This is a genomic window from Methanoregula sp. (assembly GCF_050010295.1).
Lineage (GTDB): Archaea > Halobacteriota > Methanomicrobia > Methanomicrobiales > Methanospirillaceae > Methanoregula.
Window position 1 is genome coordinate 79,438 of sequence record NZ_JBEKLH010000006.1, and the last position, 13,179, is coordinate 92,616.

The 13,179-nt window shown below is 55.8% G+C and carries 15 protein-coding genes; 4 read left to right on the forward strand and 11 right to left on the reverse strand.

All coding sequences use genetic code 11. From position 1 onward, the window contains the following. Positions 1–119: 119 nt before the first annotated feature. Both ABSB80_RS08915 and ABSB80_RS08920 read left to right on the forward strand, forming a co-directional pair. On the forward strand, positions 120–1,088 hold the full coding sequence (locus ABSB80_RS08915) for a PEGA domain-containing protein (RefSeq protein WP_428370225.1): 969 nt from the start codon (positions 120–122) through the stop codon (positions 1,086–1,088). Between the two features lie 94 nt (positions 1,089–1,182). After that, positions 1,183–1,392 carry a hypothetical protein gene (locus ABSB80_RS08920; RefSeq protein WP_428370227.1) on the forward strand — a complete coding sequence of 70 codons (210 nt, stop codon included), beginning with the start codon at positions 1,183–1,185 and terminating at the stop codon, positions 1,390–1,392. Positions 1,393–1,446: 54 nt separating this feature from the next. Here ABSB80_RS08920 and ABSB80_RS08925 read toward each other — a convergent pair whose 3' ends face one another. From ABSB80_RS08925 to ABSB80_RS08935, 3 genes are all read right to left on the reverse strand, one after another. Beyond that, positions 1,447–2,112 carry a nitroreductase family protein gene (locus ABSB80_RS08925; RefSeq protein ID WP_428370229.1) on the reverse strand — a complete coding sequence of 222 codons (666 nt, stop codon included), beginning with the start codon at positions 2,110–2,112 and terminating at the stop codon, positions 1,447–1,449. A gap of 109 nt (positions 2,113–2,221) precedes the next feature. Next, positions 2,222–2,821 (reverse strand): class I SAM-dependent methyltransferase, encoded by a 600-nt coding sequence (locus ABSB80_RS08930; RefSeq protein ID WP_428370231.1) that lies wholly within the window; start codon positions 2,819–2,821, stop codon positions 2,222–2,224. A gap of 35 nt (positions 2,822–2,856) precedes the next feature. Next, a complete protein-coding gene (locus ABSB80_RS08935) occupies positions 2,857–3,714 on the reverse strand; it encodes a pirin family protein (RefSeq protein ID WP_428370233.1) in 858 nt (285 codons plus the stop codon). A 174-nt stretch (positions 3,715–3,888) separates the two neighbouring features. Here ABSB80_RS08935 and ABSB80_RS08940 point away from each other — a divergent pair, with 174 nt between their 5' ends. Beyond that, the gene (locus ABSB80_RS08940) at positions 3,889–4,689 is read left to right on the forward strand and encodes a class I SAM-dependent methyltransferase (protein WP_428370235.1); all 801 of its coding nucleotides are present in this window, start codon (positions 3,889–3,891) and stop codon (positions 4,687–4,689) included. Positions 4,690–4,710: 21 nt separating this feature from the next. On the opposite strand, the gene ABSB80_RS08945 is transcribed toward ABSB80_RS08940, so the two are convergent. The 8 genes from ABSB80_RS08945 to ABSB80_RS08980 all read right to left on the reverse strand — a co-directional run bounded on the left by ABSB80_RS08945 (position 4,711) and on the right by ABSB80_RS08980 (position 10,696). After that, positions 4,711–4,851 carry a hypothetical protein gene (locus tag ABSB80_RS08945; RefSeq protein ID WP_428370237.1) on the reverse strand — a complete coding sequence of 47 codons (141 nt, stop codon included), beginning with the start codon at positions 4,849–4,851 and terminating at the stop codon, positions 4,711–4,713. Positions 4,852–4,982: 131 nt separating this feature from the next. Continuing rightward, a complete protein-coding gene (locus ABSB80_RS08950) occupies positions 4,983–5,573 on the reverse strand; it encodes an acetate uptake transporter (protein WP_428370239.1) in 591 nt (196 codons plus the stop codon). Between the two features lie 310 nt (positions 5,574–5,883). After that, on the reverse strand, positions 5,884–7,077 hold the full coding sequence (locus tag ABSB80_RS08955; RefSeq protein ID WP_428370241.1) for an ABC transporter permease: 1,194 nt from the start codon (positions 7,075–7,077) through the stop codon (positions 5,884–5,886). Further along, on the reverse strand, positions 7,074–7,754 hold the full coding sequence (locus ABSB80_RS08960) for an ABC transporter ATP-binding protein (RefSeq protein ID WP_428370243.1): 681 nt from the start codon (positions 7,752–7,754) through the stop codon (positions 7,074–7,076). The genes ABSB80_RS08955 and ABSB80_RS08960 overlap by 4 nt, the downstream gene beginning before the upstream one ends. Before the next feature lie 11 nt (positions 7,755–7,765). Next, the gene (locus ABSB80_RS08965) at positions 7,766–9,130 is read right to left on the reverse strand and encodes a COG1361 family protein (RefSeq protein ID WP_428370245.1); all 1,365 of its coding nucleotides are present in this window, start codon (positions 9,128–9,130) and stop codon (positions 7,766–7,768) included. Between the two features lie 221 nt (positions 9,131–9,351). Further along, a complete protein-coding gene (locus tag ABSB80_RS08970; protein WP_428370247.1) occupies positions 9,352–9,645 on the reverse strand; it encodes a hypothetical protein in 294 nt (97 codons plus the stop codon). 408 nt (positions 9,646–10,053) lie between these two features. Further along, a complete protein-coding gene (locus ABSB80_RS08975) occupies positions 10,054–10,245 on the reverse strand; it encodes a helix-turn-helix transcriptional regulator (RefSeq protein ID WP_428370249.1) in 192 nt (63 codons plus the stop codon). Beyond that, complete coding sequence (locus ABSB80_RS08980) at positions 10,235–10,696, reverse strand: DUF2178 domain-containing protein (RefSeq protein WP_428370251.1); 462 nt, start codon at positions 10,694–10,696, stop codon at positions 10,235–10,237. The genes ABSB80_RS08975 and ABSB80_RS08980 overlap by 11 nt, the downstream gene beginning before the upstream one ends. A 269-nt stretch (positions 10,697–10,965) precedes the next feature. On the opposite strand from ABSB80_RS08980, the gene ABSB80_RS08985 reads away from it, so the two are divergent. Next, positions 10,966–12,888, forward strand: a complete 1,923-nt coding sequence (locus tag ABSB80_RS08985) for an agmatine deiminase family protein (protein ID WP_428370253.1) — start codon at positions 10,966–10,968, stop codon at positions 12,886–12,888. The last annotated feature ends 291 nt before the right edge of the window (positions 12,889–13,179 follow it).

The window sequence follows — 13,179 nt, forward strand, 5'->3', positions numbered from 1 at the left end:
AAGTTGTGCAGCTCGCCAGTATTTTTCTATCGCCGTCCTCCGGGGTTTATGGTCCGGGGCAAAGATCTACGGAATCCAAAAGGCTTAACCAAGGGTCGGCAATAACAAGATGAGGGCATATGGGATTCATCCGCACCACTGCATACGCGGCACTTGTCATCGTTGCATGTCTTGTCCTTGTAAGCGGAGTCTCGGCAGCGCCAGGTATCCAGACCTATCTGGGAGACATCGTACCGCTCTCGGGATATTCGCCCGCCAGCCAGTCGGTCTACCTCTTCCTGACCGGTCCCAACCTGCCGGTTAATGGCGTAGCACTCGATAATATCAACCTGCGTGCTGACCAGGGCGGGTTCACGGTTGTTAACGTGGACAGCAACGACCGCTGGAGCTACGAATGGAATACGGCAGATACCGGGGGACGCCTTGACGAAGGGATATATACTATCTGGGTGGTCGACGGCCCGGATGACCTTTCCCACCTGAGCGATGCCGATTACGGGACGATATCGGTCACCCTCCTCAAACCGTACGTCGTGGTAACCACACCATCGGAACCGGGTTCGGTCCAGTTCTTTTCCGTACCGGACAACGCTTCAGTTGTCTTCAACGGGCAGTATCTGGGAAGTACACCCATGACAAAAGAGGGGGTGGAGCCCGGTACCTATAACGTCACCGTCTCAAAGTTCGGGTACACGAAAGTATCAACCCCGGTAACGGTCGGAAGCGGGCAGACAGCGGAAGTCAACGCAACCCTTGCTCCGGAGCTGGGGTACCTTCCGGTGAATACATCTCCCTCCGGTGCCCGGATCCTCCTTGACGGCGCAGATGCGGGGACTTCCCCTTCCACGCTCTCCGGCATCCTGCCCGGCAACCATACGGTCTCGGCCTCCCATGACGGATTTGTCACCACCGAACAGGCGGTATCGGTAGTTGCCGGCGAGAACCAGCCACTGACTATTATGCTTGCACCGGTATCCCCGGTCCCTTCCCTTCCGTTCAAGGCAGCTGAGATCATCCCGGGAACCCTGCTTGCCATCTGCATTGCCGTCGCCCTGGGAATAGTCCGCCGCCCGCGGGCCCCGTTATGACGCAGGTGCCGGGCACCCGGGAGACGGGCCCGGGTCCACACCCGCCTGACGGGGATTTATATCTGAAGAGAGGCAACCCGGATACCGTGAACGTATGAGTGCGGACCTGTTCAGCATCCTGAATATCATTGCGCTGGGTTCCCTTGCCGGGACCGGGATAGGGCTGGCCATAGGGTACCTCGCAAAGAGACAGAAGGGCGACTGGCAGTCAATGTCAGGGAAGGAAAAAGCGATCAATGTTGCCCTGGTCCTCATCTTTTCGCTCATCTGTATCGGTATGCTCGCGTGGTATGCGTTCTCGTGAAAACGGTACCCGTCGGGGGGATTTCCGACCGGTTCAACTCTACTCAAAAACCAGTTATTCAAGCCAGCAGGTTACATCCTCAACCGGTGGCCTTATGGAAGGGGGGAGATCATCTGCAGGATAGCCGATCGCACATCCCATCAGCTCCCATTCCCCGGCAGGAATGCCGAGGACCCGGCAGAATTCCGGATCCGGGGACATCTGCGAGGTTACCGAGACGAGCTGAAACCCGAGCCCGAGGGCAGTAGCTTTCAGCCACATGTTCTCCATGCAGTGCGCAAGCGACTGGAGCTCAACCGGGGGGAACCCTCTCCGTTCTGCCACAACGATATACCATGGAGCAGTCCCGACACCGGGTACTACCCCCATCTTCCGGATCGCAGCAAGCCGCTGGACAAACGTAACCGCTTTTGCGCGGAGGACGGGATCGTCCTCCATCTTCCGTTCAATGTCCTGCGCCATGGCGGCGACCTGCTCCCGGACAAGGGGGATGACTGCCTTCATGCTCCGCGATCCGTTCCTCATGACGAAGAACCGGCGGAAATAATCCTTTGAGTCCCCGACCGCTGCCGCTGCGAACGGGGCAAGTAACCCGGCATGAAGGATGCGGCGTATCTCGTCTTCCGGCGGCGCTTCGGGCCTGAACACCCGGTGCGAACGGCGTTCGGCGACGATCTGGTCGAGGAAGACATTTCTTTGTTCAAAAATATCGCTGCACATGAGATCTCCCTGCATGGAGTTTGGCTGGCCGGTTCTTGAAGGTTGGCAAGACGGTCGACAGATTCAGTTCCTTCCCGGCCGGAACCGGGACATTGCGTAAAACCTTTTTTTAGTTCCGCCGTTCTGCGTGGAGTATCCCCATGACCCCGAGGACATGATGACAGGGGTCCCGGTCGATCGAAAAATCATAATGACGGGAGATATACTCGAGGAGCGCGGGATCCGGCGGACCGCTTATCGGGGGGATATGCAGTTCCATCTCTATCCTCCTGACGGTTCCGAGGTCCGTGGGATCGATCGACCACTCGGCTCCTTCGCAGTCGCATTTCAGAAAATCGCACCCCCCGGCCATCCCGGTGAGCGAGCGGAGGGTGTACGTGGGGGTGGTGACACGGCACCCGTCCCATGCGATCCCGGCCGGTCTCCCGTCCCCGAGTGCCCCTGCAATTACGGCGACGGAGACATTGTTCAGCCTGATGTTCTCTTCAAGTATCCGCGCCGTAACCGGTTCGACAGCCGTGACGTGACCTGAAATGCGGGCTGCACGGATGCAGAATGCCCCGACGTTCGCACCGATATCGAGGACATGATCGCCTGCCCCGATGTCGCTGAACCGGTATTCCGGGACTTCGAAGATCTGGCGGAAGGATGTTTCCCGGAGATGAAATGCAACGTTATCGGGCGTTGTGTGGAAAGCAGGCGTTTTCATGCCGGCACCCCCCTGATCAGAGCACATCCGGCAGGTCAGGCTTTCTTTCTGATAAATGTCCCGTTCTCATATTCCCTGAATGCCTGGCGCAGTTCCTCCCGCGTAGTCATGACGATCGGGCCCCGCCAGGCAACCGGTTCCCCGATAGGTTTCCCGGAGACGAAGAGGAAACGCATTCCCTTACCAAAAGACTTCGCCCAGATCGAAGCCCCGCCGCCAAACAGGACCAGGTCCCGGTTGACCACCCTGTTTCCTTCTTCCGAATCGAACGTCCCTTCACCTCCGGTGACATAGCCGAAGGCTGTATATCCTTCCCTCACCGGCAACGTGAAGATCGTGTCCGGTGCCAGGGATACATCGAGGTACTGGGGATCGGCGATAATATCCCGGCCCGGCCCGGTCAGACCGTTGAACGATCCGCAGATAACGCCAATGGTGATCTCCGGTGTCGGGGAGACCACGGGTATCTGCGCCTTCCTGATCTCCTGGTATCGCGGGTCCATCATCTTATTCGCTGCGGGCAGGTTCACCCAGAGCTGGAACCCTCCCATGCGCCCGTTCACCGGTTGTGGCATCTCCTGGTGGATGATCCCGGATCCTGCCGTCATCCACTGGACATCCCCTGCGTTGACATTGCCCGAATGTCCCATGCTGTCACCGTGCTCCACCGTGCCTTCGAGCATATAGGTGACCGTTTCGATACCCCGGTGAGGGTGCCAGGGGAAGCCTGCGAGATAATCTTCCGGTCGCCCGGCCCTGAAATCGTCCAGCAGGAGGAAGGGGTCGAACTGGGGGACCTCGTAATTCCCGAACGCCCGGTGCAGTTTCACCCCGGCCCCCTCAACCGTTGCATATGCCCGAAGGATCCGTTCGACTCCCCGCACCCGCATCATAATTAAGAGAACAGGTAACTGAAGCAACATTAATATTTGTTTTTGATACATGCCGGAATTTTTTCCAGACCCGGGAGCCGCGAACTGCACCCATGCCGGGTGAAACCCTCATTATGGGAGATGGCGATTCGGGAATTGTTTTGGTATGGGAAGATCTACCGGATACCCTGAAGAATGAGACTCAGAGACCAGATGAAAGGCATCATCCCGGAAGAGCGACTGAAGCACCTTTCCGACCGGTTTGAGGTTATCGGGGATATTGCAGTCCTGTCAATCCCGGAGGAACTGGCTGAATTCCGTTACGCAGTGGCTGAGGCTGTCATCACCCGGAGAAGAAATATCTCTACGGTTCTCAACAAGGTTGAGAAGGTATCGGACAGTTCGCGGACAGCGCACTATGATGCGCTCATCGGGGATACGACCGTGACACTCCACCGGGAATTCGGGTTTGAGTACCGCCTGGATGTCAGCAGGGTCTTCTTCAATACTCGTATGGCACATGAACGGATACGGGTGATCGACCAGGTGGAACCGGGAGAACAGGTTTTTGTGCCGTTCGCCGGTGTCGGCCCTTTTGCCATCCCGGCCGCGGCGAAAGGGGCAGCGGTGGTTGCCGTCGAACAGAGCCCCGACGCATTCTCCTGGCTCGACGAGAACGTGGCGCTCAACCACGTCCGGCGGACCTGTACGATCATCCACGGCGACGCCCGGGATCTTTCCCTGTTGCCGCACCACAGGTTCGACCGGGTGATCATCCCGACACCCTACGGCATGGATCAGATCCTGGACACCTTTCTTCCGCTCGTCCCGGGAGGGGGGATGCTCCATTTTTATACGTTCAAGACCCGCCGGGAGATTCCCCTGCTGACCGGGATGTTCGGGCAGAAAGGGCTCAGTGTCCTGTACCATAAACCCTGCGGGAACGTGGCACCGGGAGTGAGCCGGTGGGTATTTGATCTCGAGAAAGCGGAGTGAAAGGAGGGAAAAAGGACGGGATTATCGCTTTCCGCCGTAATTCGTGATGAAAAGGGTCATGTACCCTTCCGCATAGCTGGCGGAATCCGACTGACGGGAGAACGCCGACACGGGAAAGGTCCGGTCAATCGTGCCGGTAACCTTCGGGCGCTTTGGTACCATCCGCCTCCAGGATTTTTCCAAGTAACCCGGCATCGATGCGGGTGATGGTGAAAAGCGGGTTTGTCCGAGCCATGGACAGGGACGCCATCACCAAAAATGTGATGTACAGTATCCTGGGGTAAAAGGGGAGATCAGACGGGGAGTACGCGTCTCCCGAAGATCTCGTTGATGACCTGCCCCATTCCCATGTAGAAAGCGAGTCCTCCGGCAATGACACCGACGATCCCGCCAAGGACGAGGACTGCTGCACTCCCGGTCAGCTCTGCAGCAACGAGTAAGGCAACAAGGAGGACGACGGCTGCAAGGGTGACCTGCAGGAGGCGGTGCATTGCAAGAGTGCAGATAAAGAGCCCCAGGGCAAAAATACCCCAGATCGCGAGAAATGCGGCCAGGTCAACCGGTTGTGGCCCTTTCGCAAGGCCAAGTGCCGGCAGCATGAGAAGGGCTGCAAAGGAGATCCAGAAAAACCCGAAACTCCCGAACGTCAGCATGCCGAAACTGTTGTTCTTTTTCCATTCCATGATCCCAACGATAGCCTGTGCCACTCCCCCGTAAAAAATCGTCATCGCAAGAATGGGGCTGGCGAGAGCGGTAAGCCCGGCATTATGCAGGCTCAGCAACAGTGTTGTCATGCCGAAGGCACACAGGCCAAGCGGGGCTGGGTTTGCCGTGTTGTCGTTCAGAAAAATATTATTCCTGTTTTTATCTTCTATGTGTTCCATGATAGCCTCTCAAGATAACCAGACGGATGCCAGAACGCACCATTATGAAGGTATATTCAAGTCCTGATGCACCAATCCTTTAAATTGTGGTGCACATTATTAAAAAATTCCTATTTGGTTCGGATAGTAACTGCAATTCGAACCAGCATTTATTTATGGGGGTATGGTTTTACACCAGTACCCAAAAGTTATGGTGCTGCCTTCTGGATCAATGCTGGCGGAACGGGGTTGCTTTCCCTCAAATGCCAAAAAAAGTGATCCCGGATGCTTCAATCCTGAGTATGAAAAACGGTTGGGTACTGATACTTCTTCACTCGCTTCTCAGGGCATCGATCGGGTCCATGTTCGATGCCATCCATGCCGGGTAGAGCCCGGACACCACACAGACAACAACGCCGATGACCATACCATAAGGGATATAGATCAGGCTTTCGGGCCGGAAGAAATACGTAGTAGTGCCTATCATGGCGTTCACGACAGAATACCCGATGACAAAACTGCATATACCACCCACCACAGCCCCGATAAGCCCGAGGATGATCGCTTCATACAGGAACATCCGTCTCACCTCTCCTTTTTCCGTGCCGATCGAGAGCAGGATACCAATCTCCTGCACGCGTTCCTTCACCGACATCATCATCACGTTAAAGATACTGACTGCGGCCACGACAAGCGATATGCCGCCGATCGCCATGATGAATGTCGTGATAGTGCCCAGCGTGTTCGTTATGGTGGACAGCCGGGAACTGGCGTCGCTGATGCGGATGACATCGGTATTCCGGTTGACTTTCTTGTCAATAGTTGCCTCGGTCTGGTTTATGGTATCCACATCCTGCAGGATGACGTTCACCTGGTCGTATACGTCCTTGTCGTCGAAATGATTCGTATACCAGTCATCGGATACGATGATCGCATTATCCGCATTGACGTTGTCTGACGCGATTCCCCGCGCCGCAAGAATGCCGGCAACGCGGACTACCGGCCGGGATATCGTGGCGCAGTTCTGCCCGATCTTGATGGTGCTCCCGACCCCTATGTTGAAGTTACTGGCGATGGTGGCACCCACCAGGGCGTCATTTCCCCCCTTGAGATTCGACCCCTGGTCCACGGTAAGGAACTTAGGGATATCGTTCGGGTTCAGTCCATAGATCGAACCTCTGCCATTCGTATCGCCGACGCTGAACTGGATACTCGTACGGTGAATCGGGACGACTGCGTTCTGCCCTGCAGACGACTGGATATCATTCAGCTCACTGGTATCGATCCCGTTTACCGCTGTGGCGGCGGCCGGGTTAGTGCTTACTTTCACCACGTCGGACGTCAGCATGATCGTGTTGACATTTGACGAGAGCTGGTCTTTTACCGAGAGCTGCATGTTCGTACCGAGCATCCCCATGGAAGAAATAGCGACAACGCCGATGACAATGCCGATGGATGCGAGAAGGGAACGCAGGAAATTCAGCTTCACGCTCCTCACCGAGAGCTCGAAAAAGATGTCGCTCATGATTCTACGACCCTGCCGTCCTCGAGCCGGATGACCCGGTGCGCATAGTCTGAAATCACGGGATCATGGGTGACGATGATGACCGTCTTTCCATCCCTGTGCAGCCCGCAGAGGATGTCCATGATCTGGAAACCGGTCTTTCTGTCGAGGTTGCCCGTAGGCTCGTCACAGAGAAGGATCTTCGGGTCGTTGACGAGAGCCCGCGCAACGGCAACCCGTTGCTGTTGTCCGCCGGAGAGCTGGTTAGGGCGGTGGGCGCTCATATCCTTCTCTATCCCGACAGCCTCGAGCATGGCACGGGCTTTACCGGATGTATCCCGGCGCTTGTATTTGAGGATGAGCGGGTACTCCACGTTCTCGTATGCCGAGAGGAGCGGGATCAGGTAAAATTTCTGGAAGATATACCCGATGATATCACGGCGCATGTGGGTACGCTCAAGACTTGACATGCCGGCCACATCCCTGCCGTCGATGATGAGTTTTCCGGAGGACGGGACATCGAGGATCCCGAGCTGGTTCATTATCGTCGACTTTCCCGAACCCGACGGTCCCATGATCGCGACAAATTCGTTGTCATTGATCTCAAGCGAGACATGGTCGAGGGCGGTAAAATCACCGCTCTCGAGGTGGTACACCTTTGAGACGTCGATGAGCTGGATGAGAGGAGGTTTGCTCATAACCAACCCGGTCACTGTTTCTTCAGTTTTGATAGTATCCATTTCCGTTTCATCCACAGGACGATGGCGATGATGACGATTATGCCTCCGGCAATCACGGGATAGAATGCAGCGAGGCCGCCACCCCTGCCTCCGCCACCGAAGATGCCGCCGATACCCCCGCCCCCGCCGCGGAACTGGCCGCCGCCACCGGCTGCCGCTGCGGAACTTCCTGCTGCAGAGCCTCCAGTCGTACCGGAACTTCCTGAGCTGCTGCGCGTGCCAGCAGTGCCGTACGCAACGAGCGATCTGAGATCGAGGTTCTTTGTGGTGCTGAGGGTATTTCCGTTTACATCTTTCCACTGGATAAGAACGGGGACATCTGAGAGATCATTTGCGGTAAAGGTGAGGGTAAAACTCGAGAAGTCGTTGGATGTGAGGGATCCGACTGCATAGGTCGAGTAGGGCTCCTGAGGGATGGCAGGCGAACCGACCATGAGGACGAGTCCGTTCGCATCAGTGATACCCGCATTGGTCACGTCACCGGTCAGCTGGTAGACGCCCCCCTGGTTGACAAGAGCCAGGTCGTTGATGACCGGTACTACTGCCGCTTTGTTCTCTCCAAAGTTCAGGGGGAGAACCACATCAGTCGAGTGCTCGTTCATGACGCCGTTCTGGTAGGTGATATGAAACGTGACGTTTGTGCCCGTGGAGGGTATGATATCAAACGGAATTTGCACGTTACTTCCGCCATCCAACGAACTCACGAAAGCCTGTGACGGGCTGACCACAACACCGTCAGCTTCCGGGGTCACGACTATGGTACCTACAGGACCGTCCCGGGTATTGACGATACTCAGGTTGACGTTGTTATTCGTTGAGACGGCAAAGTTGTCCGGTTTTAACGAGATGGCGGCATGGATATCATTGGCTTCCACCTCGACCTGGATAGGGTACCGGATGCTGCCGGCGTCCCGTGACGCCAGGGTGAATAAGGGGAAATACGTTCCCGCCTTGGTTGTTGCCGTTACCACGAACGAATACGTCATGGTATTTCCGGGACCAAGGTAGATCATGGTATTATAGGGATTCGTGTCTCCAACAACAACAATATTGGCATCGAGGATAGACGCACTCCTGAGGGCGACGGACTGGGTTCCGCTGTTCATCACCTGGACCGTGATAGTCCCCGATTCACCGGGATAAAATACCAGGGGATCAAGCGTGACCGAAGTTACGGAGATCTGGGAAAGTGCCTGTTCCGGTGAAAGTGTCGTTGTCGTCGCGCTCCCTGTGCTCGTGCCTGTGCTCGTGCTCGTTGAGCCGGCAGCTGCACTTGCAGCACCAATAAGCAGCAACAGAAGTATGCAGCTGAAAATTCCTATGCGTTTTTTCATAATTTCTCCTTTGTCTGGTACAGGTGTTCAGATATTACTATGTTTCTTCAAGAGGTTCTTTCGGATAATTCTGTGATTCATGCACAAATTGTAATGTATATTTTACATTTTGTACTATATACCTTTTTGTTAGGTACAAAACATCTGAGGGGTTTGATCGTGCCGGCCTCACTGATAACTCTCCAGGATGAGGACGTATCTGGTTCACGGGACCTGCCATTTTAAAGGGGGTGTGACTGACGGTAGTTTTCAAACCATGTCTGTATCGCTGCTGTATCACCATTCCGGAAGGCAGTAGTGAGTGCACGTACATCCACTCCCTGCTGTTCAAGATGAGTCAGCAGGTGCTGCTGAACTGTTGTATTGGTCAGGTCAGGAACCGGATGTCCATACGCTTCAATGCCGGTGTTACCGTAGATGGCGTGTGTTCCGCCCCCCGCGCTGGCCATACCAACGCCGAGTGCTGCTATGCAGAATACCGCAAGGGCACCATAGTATATTTTGGGCGTTTTCATGATTGCGTTCACCCGAATCTGGAATATCAGTGATGGAAGCGCTGATGAAAGCGCATCCAATGTAAAATATATTTTACATTTTGTAATTTATACTTTTCGAATTCCCGGATAAGACTACGCCACCGGGATCCTCTCTTTTTATGACGATAGCATGAACTCTCAGACAGGCCACGGCTCATCATGATCAGCTCCCGATCGCATAACAGCGCACGCATCCAGGTAAAGTACTTGGGACACCTTCTGCTCAGATGAGGGTATTGTTGCCGGACCTCACCGGGAGAAAGGGAATACATGAAACGCTGTTAAAAGAAGAACGAAAGAAAAATCGGGGAGATTCTGAGCCCTGCACCCGTTCTGCAGTTCTTCGGATGCATGAAAAGATCAGTCGACATCAATCATCCAGGCTTCTTATTCATAGGTGAACGTTTCTTCGATAGTTACATTGAAGTAGCGTGCAATTTTGAAGGCAAGGTCAAGGGATGGGACGTACTTCCCCTTCTCGATTGCCAGGATGGTCTGGCGGGTAACACCGATCGCCTGGGCGAGGTCTTCCTGAGTGAGATCATGCATTGCCCGGAAAACCTTGATCTTATTCTTCATCAGTCTCCCAATCCCCGTATTTTCTGGCGTAGTACAACCTGAATCCGACATAGAGGAATATCATCAGGCACAGGAGGCCAAGCTGGATATATCCGATACTCCGGGGAGGTAAGATCTCCGGAGGCAACATCTCCGCCGGGCGTTCAGACAGTGGCAGCCTGGTGAACCGGGGGATGTACAGCATATTCATGACGGCGCCGATGGAAAATGCACAGAACACGACCCAGAAGACCTGCATCGTCCTCATGGCCGCTTTCTCTGTGATCCTGGCGCTCCGTTCATCCTCGATGAGATCCGTGACTGTGCGCCGTGCAAAGTAGATGGCACCGATCCCGATGATGATGGCGATCTCCAGCACAAAAGGAAGGTGAAGTTCCACTGAATACCAGAATATCGCGAGGAGGGCAACCGCGACACACCCGGTAAAAATATAAAACGTATTCTTCTTCATGGCATCTCTTTGTCAAATATATTTCCCATTTAGTAATATATATTCGACTGTTTTTGGGCCCGTATCGCCTGAATCATTCCAGACTGCTCAAAAGAGTCGTGGTCCCGGGAGTGACCGGTCTTCCGGGCCGATACGACACGGAAGGATTCCCGGCAGCCGGTGCCCGCCCGGTTCTTTGAAGTTCCGGCTTCCGGTCCTGTCCGGCCGGCTCGCGTCAAATATGGATATCCTGATATCCCATGAAAAAAAATGCGTATACCACGAGGCCTATGGATCCGGGAAACGTTATCATCGGGCTCATTCAGATGGCGGTGGGCAATGACCCCGGGGCTGAGCTGGAAAAAGCACGGGTGAGTGTCGAGGAGGCGGCAGACGCGGGGGCAAAGATAATCTGCCTCCCGGAACTCTTCAGGAGCCGCTATTTTCCCCAGCATCCCGGTACTGATGCATCGGTTTTTGCCGAGACCGTCCCCGGAGAGTCCACAGATGTATTTTCCGGGATCGCCCGCGACCGGGGAGTCGTCATCATCGTCCCGCTCTTCGAAAGAGCTCCTGATGGCAGGTTCTCCAACACCGCAGTCGTGATCGATGCCGACGGGAGCCTTCACCCGTCCTACCACAAAGTCCATATCCCCCAGGATCCCGGTTTTTTTGAGAAGGGCTACTTCTATCCTGGAGAGACGTACAGGGTTTTTGCGACCCGTTACGGGCGTATCGCGGTTCTCATCTGCTATGACCAGTGGTTCCCGGAAGCAGCCCGGTGCGTCGCCCTGGAAGGAGCAGAGATAATCTTCTACCCGACGGCAATCGGCCATCCCGGCCCGGTTGAGCCTGCAGAGGGGGACTGGAGGGAGGCCTGGGAGCTGATCCAGCGGAGCCATGCCATTGCAAACAGTGTTCACATCGCCGCAGTGAACAGGGTCGGGAGGGAGGGGGGGATCAGATTTTTCGGTGGTTCCTTTGTCTGTGATGCCTTCGGGAAGATCATCGCCCGGGCAGGTGCCGCGGAAGAGACCCTGATAGCCCCGGTGGAGCTGGCAATGAACTCCTCTGTCCGCGACTCGTGGGGGTTTTTCCGGAACCGCCGGCCGGAGACGTATGGCAGGATCTGTGTACCGTTTCCCGGCGAAGACCCGGTCTTCCCCCTGCTGCGAAAAGGCGACACTCCCCGGAACCGGGGGTTCCATATGCCGGCGGAATGGGAACCCCATGAAACGGTCTGGCTCTCGTGGCCGCACAACAGGAATACGTTCCCCCGGATAGCAGCAGTCGAGCAGGCATACTACGAGTTCATCACCGCAATCCATCCGTCGGAGAAGGTGGACCTTTTCGTGCCGACTGCCGTAGTCCGCCGCAAAGTCAGGGCGAGGCTCCGTGACCTGGGGGTGGACCTCAAGCAGGTCACGCTCCATACGAGTGAATATTCCGACGTCTGGATCCGGGACTACGGGCCCACGTTCGTTGTCAACCGTGCCCTGCAGAGGACTGCCATGGTCCGCTGGGATTTCAATGCGTGGGGCGGGAAATACGAGGACCAGATCAGGGACGGGAATATCCCCCGCATGATGAACCGCCGCCTCTCGCTGCCTCTCTTCGAGCCCGGTATCGTGCTGGAAGGGGGATCGGTTGACGTGAATGGCAGGGGGACCGTGCTGACAACACGGGCATGCCTCCTGAACCCCAACCGCAATCCGGCGCTTTCAGCGGACGGGATCGAAGACCGGCTCAGGGAGTATCTTGGCGTGGAAAAGGTCATCTGGCTGAATGACGGCGTGGCCGGGGATGACACGGACGGGCACATCGATGACATCGCCCGGTTCGTCGGCCCGTTGACCGTGGTATGTGCATATGAGGCCGATATCTCCGATACCAATTATCCGGCCCTGCAGGACAACTACGAAATCCTCCGGCAGTCAACCGACCAGGACGGCAGGCCGCTGACCGTGGTGAAACTGCCGATGCCGGCAAAAGTTGCTGACGGGGATGAGCGCTACCCTGCCAGTTATACCAACTTCTACATCGGAAATACGATCGTGATCGTGCCGGTCTTCGACGACCCGAAGGATGCTGCTGCCCTGCAGATCGTGCAGAAATTCTTCCCCGGCCGAAAGGTGGTGGGGATCAACGCCCGCGCGATGGTCGAAGGGTCCGGCACCTTCCATTGCGCTACCCAGCAGCAGCCCCGGGTATAATCGTGCGTCCGGGTCTTTCACGGAATCCTGAAAACCACCCTCCCCCTGATTCCCGTCAGAAAGGGCAGGCTTCAGGCCGCAGGATCGGGCAGGGTGCCCCCATGCATCCGGGCGGACCTGGGGGTACGACACCGGGGTACTCCTGGGGATACGGAGTTCCCGGGGTACCTTGTAAAAAAGGGAACGGCTACGTACAGGTTGATCTTTCCGGTTTCGAAAAAGTATTTTGATCTTCCCCGTATTCCAGAGGGGAATTCTCCAGAACTCCGGATAGTGCCGGCAGGGCAACCC